The 16043-nt window shown below is 61.0% G+C and carries 12 protein-coding genes; 10 read left to right on the plus strand and 2 right to left on the minus strand.

Annotated features, from left to right (window positions below; genetic code table 11):
- The coding region (locus ACRESJ_RS29495; protein WP_431759998.1) for a hypothetical protein at positions 1-80 on the minus strand (80 nt) is incomplete at its 3' end.
- Between the two features lie 489 nt (positions 81-569).
- Here ACRESJ_RS29495 and ACRESJ_RS29500 point away from each other — a divergent pair.
- The 7 genes from ACRESJ_RS29500 (at position 570) to ACRESJ_RS29530 (ending at position 8370) form a co-directional block, all read left to right on the plus strand.
- Positions 570-923 (plus strand): hypothetical protein, encoded by a 354-nt coding sequence (locus tag ACRESJ_RS29500; RefSeq protein ID WP_431761034.1) that lies wholly within the window; start codon positions 570-572, stop codon positions 921-923.
- 592 nt (positions 924-1515) lie between these two features.
- Positions 1516-2475: an AAA family ATPase gene (locus tag ACRESJ_RS29505; protein ID WP_431761044.1), complete on the plus strand. Its 960-nt coding sequence runs from the start codon at positions 1516-1518 to the stop codon at positions 2473-2475.
- A 5-nt stretch (positions 2476-2480) separates the two neighbouring features.
- Entirely contained in the window at positions 2481-3425 is a 945-nt protein-coding gene (locus ACRESJ_RS29510; RefSeq protein ID WP_431761035.1) for a DUF58 domain-containing protein, read from the plus strand.
- On the plus strand, positions 3422-3916 hold the full coding sequence (locus ACRESJ_RS29515; RefSeq protein ID WP_431761036.1) for a DUF4381 domain-containing protein: 495 nt from the start codon (positions 3422-3424) through the stop codon (positions 3914-3916). Before ACRESJ_RS29510 ends, ACRESJ_RS29515 begins: the two co-directional genes overlap by 4 nt.
- Complete coding sequence (locus ACRESJ_RS29520; RefSeq protein WP_431761037.1) at positions 3909-4988, plus strand: vWA domain-containing protein; 1080 nt, start codon at positions 3909-3911, stop codon at positions 4986-4988. The genes ACRESJ_RS29515 and ACRESJ_RS29520 overlap by 8 nt, the downstream gene beginning before the upstream one ends.
- Complete coding sequence (locus tag ACRESJ_RS29525; protein WP_431761038.1) at positions 4985-6721, plus strand: VWA domain-containing protein; 1737 nt, start codon at positions 4985-4987, stop codon at positions 6719-6721. The genes ACRESJ_RS29520 and ACRESJ_RS29525 overlap by 4 nt, the downstream gene beginning before the upstream one ends.
- Positions 6718-8370, plus strand: a complete 1653-nt coding sequence (locus ACRESJ_RS29530) for a BatD family protein (protein ID WP_431761039.1) — start codon at positions 6718-6720, stop codon at positions 8368-8370. Before ACRESJ_RS29525 ends, ACRESJ_RS29530 begins: the two co-directional genes overlap by 4 nt.
- Before the next feature lie 3 nt (positions 8371-8373).
- Here the strand turns inward: ACRESJ_RS29530 and ACRESJ_RS29535 are convergent, their stop codons facing one another.
- On the minus strand, positions 8374-9960 hold the full coding sequence (locus tag ACRESJ_RS29535) for an ABC-F family ATP-binding cassette domain-containing protein (RefSeq protein WP_431761040.1): 1587 nt from the start codon (positions 9958-9960) through the stop codon (positions 8374-8376).
- A 585-nt stretch (positions 9961-10545) separates the two neighbouring features.
- Between ACRESJ_RS29535 and ACRESJ_RS29540 the strand changes: the two genes are divergently transcribed.
- The 3 genes from ACRESJ_RS29540 to ACRESJ_RS29550 are packed head-to-tail and all read left to right on the plus strand — an operon-like array spanning position 10546 to position 16021.
- Positions 10546-11790 (plus strand): exonuclease SbcCD subunit D C-terminal domain-containing protein, encoded by a 1245-nt coding sequence (locus ACRESJ_RS29540; RefSeq protein ID WP_431761041.1) that lies wholly within the window; start codon positions 10546-10548, stop codon positions 11788-11790.
- A complete protein-coding gene (locus ACRESJ_RS29545) occupies positions 11787-15428 on the plus strand; it encodes an AAA family ATPase (protein ID WP_431761042.1) in 3642 nt (1213 codons plus the stop codon). The genes ACRESJ_RS29540 and ACRESJ_RS29545 overlap by 4 nt, the downstream gene beginning before the upstream one ends.
- Positions 15425-16021 (plus strand): glutathione S-transferase, encoded by a 597-nt coding sequence (locus ACRESJ_RS29550; RefSeq protein ID WP_431761043.1) that lies wholly within the window; start codon positions 15425-15427, stop codon positions 16019-16021. Before ACRESJ_RS29545 ends, ACRESJ_RS29550 begins: the two co-directional genes overlap by 4 nt.
- Positions 16022-16043 lie beyond the last annotated feature (22 nt).

Raw genomic sequence — 16043 nt, forward strand, 5'->3', positions numbered from 1 at the left:
TGTTCACTGATGTGCTGCGCCAGTGCCGCTTGCAGTTGGTGCTGGAAGTCGGCTTTGCTGGCTGCGGTGAAGAACGCCATCTGTGGTACTCCGCTTGGGCTTGTTATTGATGGAAGCGTCGCGTGCATCGCCCCTTTCGGGGCATCCCGTCACCCGGTTCCTGATTCTCGGGCAGAGGAAACAGGGTGACAGGTGGGTGAAGCTGGACGAGACACTCGGGTCACATTCACCTTCCGTGAATGGGCATCTGCAAAAGCGACTGGGCTGCGCTCAGCGCAATGCCTTTACAGGTGCTCATCCGTTGCGCAGCTTAACCAGTGCGGCAAGGCCCGTTCTTGCGGTGCTGCGACATATTCGGTCAACGGTACGCTGCTGGATGGCGGCGCATCGGTTAACACTAGCAGCCATGAGGAATTCTGGGCGTTTTATGGCCTTTTTTACGGCACTCCCGTACCAGAAGTGACCAGCAACACGTTGGTCGTTCACACTCGAACGAGCATAAACAGGCAAGGGCTGGCAGAATCGCGCTTTATACGCCTCCACAACGCTCGCCGAGCCAGGAATTACCCATGCAAATGACCACCGCCCTCTTGATCGTCAACCCGTGCGACGACGAAGAAGACAACATGGCCATGCTCTGCTGCCATAGCGAAAAGGGCGAAATGTTCCTGATGAGCCGCTATCCGGACGAAGACGAGCTGGAAATCACCCTGGATGGCGAGCCTTCGACCCTGGACGGCGTGAAAGTGACGTTGAGCCCTACCCTGCTGAAGATCGAAATCGCAGCCACCGATGCCGATGCGCTCAATGGTGATGACTTGCTGGAGATCACCTTCAACCCGGACATGGTCGATCTGGCGGAAGTTGAAGAAACCCTGAAGAACATTCTTGACGGTACCGGGACTTATATCAGCCAGCCTTGATGGTGTCTGGACCGGCTTCATCGCTGGCAAGCCAGCTCCCACCGGGACCGAGTTGTGCATAGATTGCATGTACTCCTCCAATACCTGTGGGAGCTGGCCTGCCAGCGATGAGGCCCTGACAGTCACCTCAAGACCGTTGCCCCACAAAAATCCAACCAATCTCCTACTCATTTCCCTACTTTGCACAAAATGCCATGACCGATGCATTGCTCAGATTGCATGTACACCGCCAATACCTGTGGGAGCTGGCCTGCCAGCGATGAGGCCCTGACCGTTACCTCTAGACCGTTGCCCTATAAATGCCAACAAATCTCCTACTCATTTCCCTACTTTGCACAAAATGCCATGAGCGATGCATTGCTCAGATTGCATGTACACCGCCAATACCTGTGGGAGCTGGCTTGCCAGCGATGAGGCCCTGACCGTCACCTCAAGACTGTTGCGCCTACAAAATCCGCCCTATCTCCCAGCCATCTCCCGCACTTTCCACAAAATGCCGTTAGTCGCCGCACCCCGCGATGGATTAAAGTAACGCCCCCAGCCCCGGCGTTTACAAATGACCTCGGCCATCTTTTTCCAGGAACAGTCATCGATGGAACATCGTGAAGCGCTGCTAGCGCTGCGAACCTTTCTTTCAACGCAGATTCTCGGCCAGGAAAAGCTCATCGAGCGCTTGCTCATCGCCCTGCTTGCCGACGGCCACATGCTGGTCGAGGGTGCTCCTGGCCTGGCCAAGACCAAGGCCATCAAAGAACTCGCCGAAGGCGTCGAGGCCCAGTTCCACCGTATCCAGTTCACCCCCGACCTGTTGCCTGCCGATATCACCGGTACGGAAATCTATCGCCCGGAAACCGGCAGCTTCGTGTTCCAGCAAGGCCCGATCTTCCATAACCTGGTGTTGGCGGACGAAATCAACCGTGCCCCGGCCAAGGTTCAGTCGGCGCTGCTCGAAGCGATGGCCGAGCGCCAGGTCAGTGTCGGGCGCAGCACCTATGAGCTGTCGCCGTTGTTCCTGGTGATGGCCACGCAGAACCCCATCGAGCAGGAAGGCACCTACCCGCTGCCGGAAGCCCAGCTCGACCGCTTCCTGTTGCACGTCAAAATCGGCTTCCCGGACGCTGCGGTCGAACGCCGCATCCTGCAGCAAGCCCGTGGCGAAGCCTTGAACGGCGAAGCCAAGCCCGAGCGTCGGGTCAGCCAACAGGCGATTTTTGCCGCTCGCAAGGAAATCCTCGGTTTGTACATGGCCGATGCCGTGGAGGAATACCTGGTGCAGCTGGTCATGGCCACGCGCAACCCGGCCAAATTCGACCCGGAAATGGCCGAATGGATCGCCTATGGCGCCAGCCCTCGTGGCTCCATCGCCCTTGACCGTTGTGCCCGTGCCCACGCCTGGCTCGCCGGGCGTGACTTCGTCAGCCCGGAGGATATTCAGGCGGTGCTGTTCGATGTGTTGCGCCACCGCATCATTCTTTCCTTTGAAGCCGAAGCCGCTGGCATCGATCAGGACCGGGTCGTCCAGCGGATTCTCGACGTCGTAGCCGTCGCTTGAGTCCGATGAACGTTATCCTGCCGGCCCAACCGGGCGTGCGCATCACGCTGGCCGAGCTGATCGAGATGCGCCATCGCGTGCGCGAAGTGCAGCTGTTTTCCACACCGAGCCAGCGCAGCCCGTTGATCGGCCTGCACCACTCCAAGCTGCGTGGCCGTGGTGTGGACTTCGATCAGGTGCGGGTCTATCAGGCTGGCGACGACGTGCGGACCATCGACTGGCGCGTCACCGCACGCACACAGGAACCTCACACCAAGCTGTTCCATGAAGAACGCGAGCGGCCGATTTTCATCATGGTCGAGCAAAGCCGACGGCTATTTTTCGGCTCGGGGCTGATGTTCAAATCCGTACTCGCTGCCCAAGCGGCGGCATTGATCGGCTGGGCCGCATTGGGCCACAACGATCGTGTTGGCGGGCTGGTGTTCGGCGACAACGAGCATTACGAAATCAAACCCCGACGCAGCAAGCAAAGCCTGTTGCAGCTGCTTAACCGTCTGGTGCGGGTCAACCACTCGCTGCACACCGAAAGCGAGCCGGATCGTGACGCGTTCGGCATCTCCTTGCGCCGCGCCCGGGAAGTGTTACGTCCCGGCAGCCTGGTCATCGTGATTTGCGATGAGCGCGCCCTGTCCGAGAGCGCCGAGCAACAGCTAAGCTTGTTGTCGCGCCATTGCGATTTGTTGCTGCTGCCGCTGTCCGATCCTCTGGATCATGCCCTGCCCGCCGCCGGGCTGCTGCGCTTTGCCGAACGCGGCGCACAACTGGAGCTCGACACGCTCAATTTTGACCTGCGCCAGACGTACCGTGCCCAGGCTGAAACCCGCATCGCACGTTGGGAATTGCTCGCGCAAAAGCTGCGGGTATTGCTGATGCCCTTGAGCACCCAGAGCGAAATGGTCGAGCAACTGCGCGAATACCTGAACCCGCAGAAACCGGGGAAAGGTCGATGAACAGTCTCGATCAGCTACAACCTCTGATCTCGCCCCCGCAGATCGGTTTCTGGCCTCCGGCGCCGGGCTGGTGGTTGCTGTTCTTGTTGCTGCCTATCATCGGTTTTGGCGTGTGGAAGTTGCGGCATTTCATCCCCAACAAACAGCCCGTGGTGCGCGCCGAACAGCCCCTTGATCCGGTGCGCGTCGCTGCGCTGGCGGAATTGGCGTCGCTGCCCAAACCCTATGACGGCGCACCGGCCGGCGCTTGGCTGCAACAACTCAACGGCCTGCTCAAGCGTCTTTGTCGTAACCATTATCCCTATAGCCAGAGCCATACCCTCAACGGGCGAAAATGGCTGGCGTTCCTCGACAACCGTTGCCCGGCCGCCGGCCTGACCCGCTGGATGGTCTTGGTCGAGGGCGCCTACAAACCTGAATGCAAGCTCGACGACAAGGCGATCGCCGGCCTGACCCAGGCGGTCGATACCTGGATTCGCAAACATGTTTGAGTTCGCCTGGCCGTGGATCTTCGCGCTGCTGCCCTTGCCGTGGCTGATGCGCATCGTGCTGCCGGTGGCCGACAGTGGTGAGCCGGCGCTCAAGGTCAGCTTCCTCGCCGACCTCGAAGGACTGACCCGACGCCGTGCCCGGGCCAATCTCCCGGCCTGGCGCCAACAGGCGCCGTTCCTGCTGCTGTGGTTGATGCTGCTCACCGCCGCTGCGCGCCCGCAATGGCTCGGCGAGCCATTGCCGATTGCCGCCAGTGGTCGCGACCTGTTGGTTGCCGTCGACGTTTCCGGGTCCATGGACTTCCCCGACATGCAGTGGCAGGAAGAAGACGTCAGCCGCCTGACGCTGGTCCAGCATTTGCTCGGTGACTTCCTCGAAGGCCGTGAAGGTGATCGGGTCGGCCTGATCCTGTTTGGCAGCCGGGCATATCTGCAGGCACCGCTGACCTTTGACCGGCGCACGGTGCGCGTCTGGCTGGACGAAGCGCGTATCGGCATCGCCGGCAAGAACACCGCCATTGGCGACGCCATTGGCCTGGCCATCAAGCGCCTGCGACAACGCCCGGCGCAAAGCCGCGTGCTGATCCTGGTGACTGACGGCGCCAACAACGGCGGCGAGATCGACCCGCTCACGGCAGCGCGCCTGGCGGCCAGGGAAGGCGTGAAAATCTACACGATTGGCATCGGCGCCAACCCGGAGGAAAGCGGCACCCTGGGTTTTCTCGGCATCAATCCGAGCCTGGATCTGGATGAGCCTTCGCTGATGGCCATCGCTGATGCAACGGGTGGCCAGTATTTCCGGGCCCACGATGGCAAGGAACTGCAAGCGATCAAGGAGACCCTCGACCAACTCGAGCCTGTGACCCAGCAACCGACCCAGGCCCGCCCCGCCGAGGCGCTGTATCACTGGCCACTGGCTCTCGCGCTCTTGATGAGCATGCTGTTGGTGGCCCGCGAGCTGTGGCCGGACAACCCACTGCAACGCCTGTTTACCAAGGACCTGTTCTTGCAAACGCAATTGCCTGACTGGCGCCAGCGCCTTAAACGCCTGCGCTTGCGGAGGCGCCGATGAGCGCGCTCTGGCCGTACTGGTTCCGCCCGTGGTGGCTGTTGTTGCTGCCGCTGCTGGGCTGGTTGCTTTGGCAACTCTGGCACCGCCAAAAGCGCGCGGGCCGCTGGCAGATGATTTTGCCGCCGGCATTTCATGCTGCGTTGCTCAAAGGTGGTTCGGGTCGCGACAGCAAACTGCCCTGGGTTGCACTGGGTGTGGCCTGGCTATTGACCGTCCTTGCGCTGTTAGGGCCGGGCTGGTCGCGGGTCGAGCAAATGAGCCAGAAACCCGCCGACCCGCTGGTGGTCATCCTTGAGCTGACCCCGGAAATGCTCGCCACCGATGTGCCACCCAACCGGCTGGAACAGGCCCGGCGCAAGCTGCTCGACCTGCTGCAAAACCGCAGCGACGCGCAGACCGCCATTGTGGTCTACGCCGGAAGTGCGCATACGCTGGTGCCACTGTCGGACGACCTGTCCACCAGCCGCAATTTGCTGGATGCGCTTAAACCGTCGCTGATGCCCGAAGCCGGCCATCGCGCCGACCTGGCGGTGGCCAAGGCCCTGAAATTGCTGGAGCAAGCTGCGCTGGGCGACGGCCGCATCCTGCTGATCGGCTCATCCCTCACCGAAACCGAACGCCAGGGCATTCGCCAAGCGTTAGGCGGTAAATCAACGCAGTTTCTGATGCTCGGCATCGGTACCGCCGAAGGTGCGCCCATCACTCAGGAAGATGGCAGTTTCCTCAAAGACGAACAGGGTGCGATTCTGGTGCCGCATCTGGACGACGCTGGCCTGAAGGCTTTCGCCAACGATCTGGACGGACGTTATCGCCATGCCCGCCTGAGTGACAGCGATCTGCGTGCGCTGGGTTTGCTCGATGGCCCGCGTCATCTGCGCGACGACGGCCAGACTTTGCTTCTGGACAGCTGGGCCGATCAAGGTTACTGGCTTCTGTTGCCGCTATTGCTGCTGGCGGCCTGCGCGGGTCGTCGTGGCTGGTTGCTCTGCTTGCCGCTGCTACTGGCGCTGCCACAACCAAGCCATGCCTTCGAATTCCAGGATTTGTGGCTGCGCCCCGACCAACAGGGCATCCGTCTGCTCAAGCAAAAACGCCCGGCCGAGGCGGCGCAGCACTTCGAAGATCACCAGTGGCAAGGCGTGGCACTTTATGAGGCGGGCGACTATAGCGCCGCCGCCCAGCGCTTCGCCGAAGGCAACGACGCCCATGCCCACTACAATCGTGGTAATGCCCTGGCGAAAAGCGGTGAACTGGAGGCGGCGCTGGATGCTTACGAACAGGCCCTTGAACGCCAACCGGATTTGCGTCCGGCGCTGACCAACAAGACCCTGGTGGAAAGTCTGCTCAAGCAGAAAAACACCCCGCCCGCCGAGCAGGAAAAAACGGCCGACGAAGCCGCGACGCCCGATGAACAAGAGCCATCGCCCAGCGCTGCGGAGCAACCGTCGAGCAGCGGCGAACCGAAAGCCGCCGACCAGCAGGCCAGCCACGACACCGAGCAAGCGTCAACCACACCACCGCGCCCCGGCACCAACGAAGTGCCGGGCAGTGAACTGGGTGACGAACAACACACCACCCCGCCCATGCGTCCCGCCAGCGACAGCATCGAGGGTGAACAGCAGCAGGCGCTGGAGCAATGGCTTCGGCAGATCCCGGATGACCCGGGGGAATTGCTCCGACGTAAATTCTGGTACGAACAGCAACAACATCAGGATCAGGGAAAAACTCGATGACCCGCTTCACCGCCTTCATGCTCGCGCCAGTGCCCGCCTTGCTGGTCTGCGCCCTCCAGGCCCAGGCCGCCGAGCTGGTTGCCAGTGTCGATCGCACGCACCTGAACTCCGGCGAGACGGTCGAGCTGACCCTGGAATCCAACGACGTGACCCAGTTCGGCAAACCCGACCTGACCCCGCTGGAACCGCTGTTCGAAGTGCGCGGTACCCGCCAGGTCAACCAGTTGAACACCCTCAACGGTGACAATCGCGCCACAACCCGCTGGATCGTCACCCTTTTGCCACTGCAAAACGGCAGCGTCGAGATTCCTTCATTGAAACTCGGCGACGTACAGAGCCAGCCGATCACCGTGCAAGTGGTCCAGAGCGAAACCCAGAACACCCCGAACAAACAGGCCGCGGTATTCATCGACGCCAGCCTCGATCAAACCGCCGTTTACGTACAGGCCCAGGCGATCCTGACCTTGCGTATCTACCATTCGGTGTCGCTGTACGATGACAGCAGCTTGCCGCCGTTGCAGATTCCCGATGCCCGCATTGAACAGTTGGGCGAGTCGCGCACCTACGAAAAAGACATCAATGGCGTGCGCCACGGCGTGATCGAAATGCGCTACGCGATCTATCCGCAGCACAGCGGTGAACTGATCATTCCGGGGCAGATCTTCAATGCCGCGCTGGTGGACGCAGCACCTGCCAAGGACGCTGCATCCCAGTCGCCGAAATCCGGCAAGCTGATGCGCGTCAGCTCGGCCGAAATGCTGCTGACGGTCAAGGCCAAACCCATCGCCTACCCCGCCGACCTGCCGTGGCTTCCGGCTCGCAGCCTGACCCTGAGCGAGAGCTGGAACCCGGACCCGGAGCAGGTTCAAGTTGGTGATTCGCTGACCCGCAGCCTGACCGTCAAGGCCGAGGGCCTGTCCAGCTCACAACTGCCACCCCTGCCAGGCACCGAAGTGAACGGCCTGCGGCGCTATCCGGACCAACCGGTGCTGGGCAATCAAAACAGCGAGCGCGGCCTGGAGGGTAGCCGTGAAGACAGAGAAGCCTTGGTGCCATCCCGCAGTGGCGCTATCGACTTGCCAGCGGTCGAAGTGGTCTGGTGGAACACGTTCGAAGATCACCTGGAACACAGCAGCCTGCCCGCCCGAACCCTACAGGTGGCGGCCAACCCAAGTCTGATGATCGACACCCCACCCGGCGCCTCCCCAATCAATGCGACAGCCGAGAGCGATACCCTGTGGCGCTGGAAACTCAGCACCCTGATCCTGGCTTGCACCACCCTGCTGGGCTTCGGACTGTGGTGGCGAGCACGCTGGCAACCGGCAATCCTGCGCGCAGCCCAAACAGGCCCGAGCCCGCGCACCGTGCTCGACGACCTCAAGCGCGCCTGCCAGGCCAACGACCCCCACGCCACCCGCCAGGCACTCGATGCCTGGGCCCGGCAACAACCGGAAACCCTGGCCGACATGGCCGCCCGCTTTGTACCGCTGTCTGACGCGCTGGACGGTTTGAACGGCGCGCTATACAGCGAGGCTGGCCAGCATTGGCAAGGTGAGGAGTTGTGGCGAGCGATTCGCACGATTCCGATTGCTGAGCGGGTTCAGGATTCGTCGGGTGAGAGTGGGTTGCCGCCGCTTTATCCGAAGTGACGATTACTGGGCGTTGAGATCAAATTCGGCGTCCAGGCAAATCGCCTTTAAAAATGCGCTGTCATGGGAGACCACGATCAATGCCCCCTGGTACTGATTGAGCATCTGTTCCAGCGCGATTTTGCTGGGCAGGTCCAGGTGGTTATCCGGCTCGTCGAGCAATAGCAATTGCGGTGGACACTGTGCATACAACTGCGCAGCCAAGGCTATTTTCAGGCGTTCGCCGCCACTCAACTGGCAGGTATTGAGCATCACGCGACCCGCATCAATCCCCATTTGCGCCAAGCGAGTACGCGCCTCGGCCTCGGGCAGTTGCGGATTACTCTCGTAGAGCCATTGCACCGCAGTGCGCTCGGGATACTGCAACCCGGCGTGTTGATCCAGCCAACCGACATGACAACTGCGGATGACTTCACCTTCGCGCACCGGCAGTTGGCCGGCGATCACGCGCAACAAGGTCGACTTGCCGCTGCCGTTCGCGCCCAGGATTGACATTCGGGAAGGCCCCGTCAGCGTCAGATTGACCGGCATTGAGTAACCGAACGGGAGAATCACGTCGTTGAGCTGCACAATCAGCTTGCCTTTGGGCACCACGCTCTCCGGGGACAACATCATGCGTTGAATGTCAGACGCACACCGTGCACGGGCATCGGCAATCCGTTGTTGCTGCTGCTCCCGGGCCACTTGTTGGTTCAGGCGCAATTTTCCCTGACTGTTTTCGCTGCGTTCTTTCTGGGCGTTGGTGATCAGCTTTGTTTGGCTGCCATCGCGAGCCTGACGGTCGCCGCGGGCATTACGCCGTTGCTGACGCTCCATCTGCACGACCATCTCACGTTGTTCGCGCCTGGCCTGCGCCCGCTCCCCTTGCAATGCCGATCGGAACGCCTGCTGTTCTAGTTCCCGTGTCGCCTCATACTGACTGTAGTTGCCGCCATAAGCCGCCAGCCCTAAGGGTGAAAGCTCGACGATTTCATCTACGTGCTCCAAAAGGTGGCGGTCATGGCTGATCAACACCAGACCGTTGGGCCAACGATCGATCTGCTGCGCGAGTATTTGTTGCTGATCGATATCCAGATGGTTGCTGGGCTCATCCAGAATGAGCCAGTCGGCCCTGGATAACCACGCTCCCAGCAGCGCCACCCGTTGCCGTTCGCCACCACTGAGTGCGTCAGTGGGCGCCTCGGCATTCAAATGCCCCAGGCCAATCTGCTGCAACTCCGCCTCAAGGCGTGCGGCACAATCCCATTGGTCGACCGCCAGCGAATGGTCGTCATCGTCAACACTGCCTTGGGCAATGCGCGCAAGCGCCGCCAGAATATGGTCGACCCCGGCCAGCGCGGCAACGCTGGGATAGCGCTCCGGTTCCAGTAACTGCGCCACGAAGTAAACTCGCCCTTCGCGACGGACGATGCCGCTGGTGGGCAGTTGCTCCCCCGTCAGGAGCCGGCCAAGCAAGGACTTGCCACAGCCATTGGCGCCGACGATTCCCGTGGCCCTGGTACTGAAGGAGTGGTTCAAGTGATCCAACAGCACGCGCCCGTCTGGCAGGTTGAACGACACTTGATCAAGTTGGAGTAACCGTTGAGTCATTACGCTTCCTTGAATGATTGGCCCATCCTCAACAGCAGACGTCTTGAGGGCCAATGTATCTCGACCAGGTTCGCGTCTCTACCAACCACGAGGTCGAAAGATCGCAGTTTGGGACGTTTCCTACCTTGATCTACATACCGTGTAGGAGCTGGCTTGCCAGCGAAAAGCCCGAGGCCGCTGCGGGGCATCAGGATTAACGCGTTATCGTTGACGATTTTCGCTGGCAAGCCAGCTCCTACAGTGTCCGTGTCGAACTCAAGATCTGCGAACACCACTAAACCTGTGGGAGCTGGCCTGCCAGCGATGAGGGAGTGTCAGTCACCGACAATGTTGACTGGTCTACCGCCTTCGCTGGCAAGCCAGCTCCCACAGTGTTCGTGTAGAACACAAAATCTGCGAACGCCACTAATCCTGTGGGAGCTGGTTTGCCAGCGATGGCGGCCTTACATTCACCACAGCCATCGCCAAACTGTCGCAGATAGCTTTTTGCCCTCTGCATTCCCAACCTTTTGCCAGTAAACTCTCTCCCCTTTCGCCGCCTTCATCTTTCACGCGGCCATTACCTATTTCCTTGCGGAGTCCGCCTTGCGTCTGTTCCACACCTCCGACTGGCACCTGGGGCAAAACCTGCATGGCCAGGATCGCGATTTTGAGCACGGCTGCTTTCTTGACTGGCTGCTGCGCCAGCTGAAACTGGATCAGCCTGATGTACTACTGATCGCCGGCGATATCTTTGACACGGTCAACCCGCCGGTCAAAGCCCAGGAACGCCTTTACGACTTTATCGTCAGCGCCCATGAGCAGCAGCCGTTGCTGACCATCGTGATGATTGCAGGCAACCACGATTCCGGTTCGCGGATCGAACTGCCCGCGCCCTTGATGCGCCGTTTGCGTACCCATGCGCTGGGCCGGGTGCTGTGGCTGGACGATGGGCAGCTCGATGCCGAGCGCCTGTTGCTTCCACTGCCCAATGCCAGCGGTGAAGTCGCTGGCTGGTGCCTGGCGCTGCCGTTCCTGCGCCCGGCCGAAGTGACCGGCGCGCATCTGGGCGACAACTACCTGCGCGGTATCGGCCAGGTACATGAATGGCTGATCGAGGCGGCTAATGCCAAGCGCCAGCCGGGCCAGGCCTTGATCGCCATCAGCCATGCGCATATGGCCGGCGGTTCGGTGTCGGAGGACTCCGAGCGCAGCCTGATCATCGGCAATGCCGAAGCCCTGCCGGCGAGCCTGTTCGGGCCAAGCATCAGCTATGTCGCCCTCGGTCATTTGCACAAGCCGCAGAAGGTCAACGGGGAAGAACGCATTCGCTACAGCGGCTCGCCGATTCCGCTGTCGTTCTCCGAGATCGGCTATCAACACCAGATTCTCGACATCAAGCTCGATGGCGAAACCCTGCTCAGCGTCGAACCCAAACTCATTCCCCGCGCAGTCAATCTGCAACGCATCGGCCCGGCACCACTGGCGGACATCCTGCTGCAACTGGCCGATCTACCGAATATCGACCTGCTGGCCGACTACCAGCGTCAACCCTGGCTGGAAGTGCGGGTTCGCCTGGACGAGCCTCAGCCCGATCTGCGCAACCAGATTGAAACGGCCCTGCAAGGCAAAGCCGTGCGGCTGGTGCGGATCGCCGCCGAATACGCTGGCAACGGCAACCGCGAAGACGCCAATGACGGCGATACCTTGATCGAACTCGACCAACTCACCCCACAGGAGCTGTTCCGCCGCGCCTGGCAGGATAACTACGGCAGCGAAGTCGACGAGCAGACCTTCAAGGACTTTGCCGAGCTGTTGCAAGACGTGCAGATGGAGGGCGAGCAGCCATGAAAATCCTTGCGATCCGCCTGAAAAACCTCGCGTCCCTCGCCGGCCCGTTTGAGATCGACTTCACCGCCGAACCGTTGGCCAGCGCCGGCCTGTTCGCCATCACTGGGCCAACCGGCGCCGGCAAAAGTACCTTGCTCGATGCCCTGTGCCTGGCCCTGTTCGGTGCCGTGCCGCGCCTGAACAACACCGGTCGCGACGCCAAGGTGCCGGATGCCGACGGTGAAATCGGCACCGGCGACCCGCGCACCCTGCTGCGTCGCGGCACCGGAGAAGGCTATGCCGAAGTGGATTTCGTCGGCGTCGATAACCGTCGTTATCGAGCGCGCTGGGAGGCTAACCGCGCCCGAGAAAAAGCTGGCGGCAAACTGCAAACCAGTCGCCAGAGCTTGCGCGATATCGATCAGGATCAATTGCTGGCCAGCCAGAAAGGCGAATACAAGGCGCAACTCGAAGCCGCGCTGGGCCTGAACTTCGAACAGTTCACCCGGGCCGTGCTGTTGGCGCAAAGCGAATTCAGCGCTTTCCTCAAGGCCGACGATAACGACCGCAGCGAACTGCTGGAAAAGCTCACCGATACAGCGCTCTACACCCGCCTGGGGCGCCGCGCCTTCGACAAGACCAAGGAAGCCCGCGAGGCCCACAAACAACTGCAGGACCAGGCCAGCGGCGTCACGCCACTGGCCCCTGAAGCGCGGGCCGAGCTGGATGAGCGCTTCAATGACGCGCAGCGACAACTCAAGACCCAGCAAGCACAGCTCAAGGAACTGGAGTTGCAGCACACCTGGCTCAAGGACCTGCGTCAGTTGCAGGACGAACAACTGGCCGCCAGCGAGCAACTGCAATCGGCACAGGCGCACTGGGAAAACCTGGCTGGCGAACGCCTCAAGCTCAACCGCCTGGAGCAACTGGCACCGCAACGACATCAGTTCGCGCGCAAGAGCGAACTCACTGCACAGCTCACACCGCTGGCGAATCAGATTGCGCTGCATACCGAGCAACAAGACCAGCTGACCGAGCGCCAGTCTCAGCTCGAACAAAGCTTGAGCTCAACCCAGACCGCACTGGCCGAAGCCCAACGCCAGCATGCCACCAGCGCCCCGCTGCTGCGTCAGGCCTTCGACGAGCAAAGCACCCTCGCCCGACTGGTCAAGGACGTCAGCCAAAGCACAGAACAGAAACAACAGGCCGAAGAAGCGTGTGCCCAAGGAAGCAGCGCGATACTAGGCTTGCTCGACCAGCAGCAACGGGTCGCCGAACGCCTGCAGCGCATCGCCGGCGAACTGGAGCAAAGCGCCCATCTGGCGCCGTTGAGCGACGCCTGGAATGCCTACCGTGATCGCTTGCAGCAATTGATGCTGGTGGGCAATCGCTTGAACAAAGGACAGGCCGAACTCGCCGCTCTCGAAACCCGTGCTGCTCAGGCCGCCGAGGAACTGTCCGCACAGAAGCAACACCTGGAAGTGCTGTACAAGGAGGCCGGGGCCGAACCCGAGGCGGTGGCCGAACAGATCCAGATTCTCGGCAGCCTGCTGCAAGACAATCGCAAGCAACTGCGCGCCCTGGAAGAGTTGACGCGGTTGTGGGCCAGTCAGCAAGAGCTGGACAAGCGCACCGCTGAGCTCCAGGAGCGCCAGCTCAGTGCACAACAATCTCGCGAGCGCCTGACCCAGGACGGCGTGCAGGCCAAGAATGAACTGGCCGTCGCCGAGCAAACCCTGAGCGTCACCCGCGAACTGCTGGAGCGCCAACGCCTGGCGCGCAGTGCCAGTGTCGAAGAGTTGCGCGCGCAATTGCAGGACGACCAGCCTTGCCCGGTCTGCGGCAGCAACGAGCATCCCTATCACCAGCCCGAGGCGTTGCTGCAAAGCCTTGGCCGACACGATGAGAGCGAACAGGCCAACGCCCAAAAAACCGTCGACCTGCTCAAGGAAAAACTCACCGACCTGCGTGCCGAAGTTGGCGGCGTGATCGCCCAGCAGAAAGAACTGCTGCAACAGCAGGAAGCGCTCTCGGTTCAACAGCAAAACCTGGCGCCGAGCCTTGAGGCGCATCCCCTTGCGGCGCAATTGCTCACCCAGGACGCCCCTCACCGCGATGCCTGGCTGGCTCAGCAAAACAGCCAGTTGAACCAAAGCATCAACCAGGATGAACAACGGCAAACCGCCCTGCTGACGCTGCAACAGGACGCCGCGCGCCTGCAACAACAATTGCGCAGCGCCGAAACGGCGAGCCAGCAAGCGACGCAGAACCTGATCAACCAGCAACGTGAACTCGACAGCGATCGCCAGCGTCTGGACGAAGAGTTGACAGCGTTCAGCACCCTGCTCCCAGCCGACACGCTCGAAGCCTTGCGCAACGAACCGGCCGCGACGTTCATGCAGCTTGACCAGCAGATCACCCAGCGTCGCGATCAGCTCGAGCAGCAGCGCGACGAACTCGGCGAGCAGCAACAACGCCAGCAAACGCTGGAAAAGGAACAGGATCGCCAGCAGTCCCGAACCGAGCAGTTGCAGGTTGCGCAGCAACAACTGAACGCCCTCACTGAACAGCAACAGGCTTGCCAACAGAAACTGTCCGATTTGCTCGGTGAACACGTCAGCGCCGAACAGTGGCAACAGCAGCTGGATCAAGCCGTCGAGCAGGCGCGCACGGCCGAAGCCTCGGCCAATCAGCAACTGCAAAGTGTGCGCACGCAGCGGGTGCAACTGGCGGCTGAACTCAAGGCACAACAGGAGCGCCTGCTGGCACTGCAAACCGAAGATCGTGACCTCAGCGGCAAGATCAACGACTGGCGTGCCCTGCACCCGGAACTGGACGATGACGGCCTGAGCGCGCTGTTGAATGTCGAAGACCAGCAGGTCAGCGAACTGCGGCAACGCTTGCAGAACAGCGAAAAAGCCATAGAGCAGGCCAACGTGTTGTTGCAGGAACGCGACCAGAAGTTGCTTAAGCATCAAGCGCAGCGCAACGGCAACCTTGACGCTGAACAACTCGTCTCGGCCATGTCAGAACTACAAACTCAGTTCACCGCCAGCGAACACCGTTGCGCCGAATTGCGCGCCGAGCAGGCCGAAGATCAACGTCGGCAAAATGCCAATCAGGCCCTGGCGCAACAGATTGCCGACGCCTATACCGAGTTCCAGCGCTGGGCACGCCTGAATGCGTTGATCGGCTCGGCCACCGGCGACACCTTCCGCAAGATCGCCCAGGCCTACAACCTTGACCTGCTGGTGCATCACGCCAACGTGCAGTTGCGCCAACTGGTGCGCCGCTATCGCCTCAAGCGCGGCGGCAGCATGCTCGGTTTGCTGGTGATGGACACTGAGATGGGTGACGAACTGCGCTCGGTGCATTCGCTGTCCGGTGGCGAGACGTTCCTGGTGTCTCTGGCATTGGCGCTGGGACTGGCATCGATGGCCTCAAGCACGCTGAAAATCGAATCATTGTTCATCGACGAAGGCTTCGGCAGCCTCGACCCCGAATCCCTGCAGCTGGCTATGGACGCGCTCGATGGCTTGCAGGCACAAGGCCGTAAAGTCGCAGTGATTTCCCACGTGCAGGAAATGCACGAACGGATTCCGGTGCAGATTCAGGTGCGCCGTCAGGGCAACGGCTTGAGCACGCTGGAGGTGAAATGACCACGCTCTACTCTTTCCGCCGCTGCCCGTACGCTATGCGGGCGCGCATGGCGCTGCGTTACGCGGGAGTTGCCGTAGATATCGTCGAAGTCAGCCTGAAAGCCAAACCGGCAGACATGCTCGCGCTATCGAGCAAGGGCACGGTGCCGGTCCTGAGCGCAGAAGGCCGAGTGATCGATGAAAGCCTGGAAATCATGCGCTGGGCATTGGCGCAGAACGATCCGCAGGACTGGTTGCTCAAGGATAACCCGCAAGGCCAGTCGCACATCAGCGCGTTGATTAAAGAGAACGATCAGACGTTCAAGGTGCATTTGAATCGCTACAAATACGCCGAGCGTTATCCGGAACAACCGATGGAGGCTTATCGGGCCGAGGGTGAGTTGTGGTTGCGCAAGTTGGAGGAGCTGCTGGTGGATCGCGAGTATTTGCTGGCTGATCATCCCAGCCTGGCCGATGTGGCGTTGATGCCGTTCATACGGCAGTTCGCCCATGTCGATCGCGAGTGGTTCGCGCAGACGCCTTATCGACGTTTACAGGGCTGGTTGCAGCGGTTTCTGGATTCTGATTTGTTCACATCAATCATGAAGAAATAAACGCGAACCCTTTGTAGGAGCT

This window comes from Pseudomonas sp. (assembly GCF_050739655.1).
In the GTDB taxonomy this organism is placed as follows: domain Bacteria; phylum Pseudomonadota; class Gammaproteobacteria; order Pseudomonadales; family Pseudomonadaceae; genus Aquipseudomonas.

Bases quoted from the DNA above. Each gene is read 5' to 3' on its own strand.
- ACRESJ_RS29530 (WP_431761039.1), top strand. From the start codon at position 6,718: ATGACCCGCTTCACCGCCTTCATGCTCGCGCCAGTGCCCGCCTTGCTG.
- ACRESJ_RS29500 (WP_431761034.1), top strand. From the start codon at position 570: ATGCAAATGACCACCGCCCTCTTGATCGTCAACCCGTGCGACGACGAA.
- ACRESJ_RS29520 (WP_431761037.1), top strand. From the start codon at position 3,909: ATGTTTGAGTTCGCCTGGCCGTGGATCTTCGCGCTGCTGCCCTTGCCG.
- ACRESJ_RS29525 (WP_431761038.1), top strand. From the start codon at position 4,985: ATGAGCGCGCTCTGGCCGTACTGGTTCCGCCCGTGGTGGCTGTTGTTG.
- ACRESJ_RS29515 (WP_431761036.1), top strand. From the start codon at position 3,422: ATGAACAGTCTCGATCAGCTACAACCTCTGATCTCGCCCCCGCAGATC.
- ACRESJ_RS29545 (WP_431761042.1), top strand. From the start codon at position 11,787: ATGAAAATCCTTGCGATCCGCCTGAAAAACCTCGCGTCCCTCGCCGGC.
- ACRESJ_RS29505 (WP_431761044.1), top strand. From the start codon at position 1,516: ATGGAACATCGTGAAGCGCTGCTAGCGCTGCGAACCTTTCTTTCAACG.
- ACRESJ_RS29510 (WP_431761035.1), top strand. From the start codon at position 2,481: ATGAACGTTATCCTGCCGGCCCAACCGGGCGTGCGCATCACGCTGGCC.
- ACRESJ_RS29550 (WP_431761043.1), top strand. From the start codon at position 15,425: ATGACCACGCTCTACTCTTTCCGCCGCTGCCCGTACGCTATGCGGGCG.
- ACRESJ_RS29535 (WP_431761040.1), bottom strand. From the start codon at position 9,960: ATGACTCAACGGTTACTCCAACTTGATCAAGTGTCGTTCAACCTGCCA.